The organism is Asaia sp. VD9 (assembly GCF_037150015.1).
Taxonomy (GTDB): Bacteria; Pseudomonadota; Alphaproteobacteria; order Acetobacterales; family Acetobacteraceae; genus Asaia.
Genome location: NZ_JBBCQM010000046.1, coordinates 1 through 261 on the forward strand (window position 1 = coordinate 1; position 261 = coordinate 261).

Sequence of the window (261 nt, forward strand, 5' to 3'; positions counted from 1 at the left end):
CCTCGGATACAGTCACGATCCTGGGCGGCAACTCCATCGTCAACCTGCAGTCGAACTCGCTCATCGTCGATGCAGCGCTGACCGGCAGCCAGATCTCGGTTGGCGTCAACAGCACGATCTTCGGCGGTACCGGATCAACCGTGAACTTCACGGGAAGCACGGGCACCATCGTCGGCACGGTGGGCGACACCATCTCTGCCGCAGGCGACCTTTCCGTCTATCATGGCGTGAACCAGTCGATCAGCGTCTCTGGCGCGCTGT

General features: G+C 61.7%; 1 pseudogene. It reads left to right on the plus strand.

What is annotated here, in order from left to right:
- Positions 1–261: pseudogene (locus WFJ47_RS16495) on the plus strand (calcium-binding protein); the annotation flags it as partial.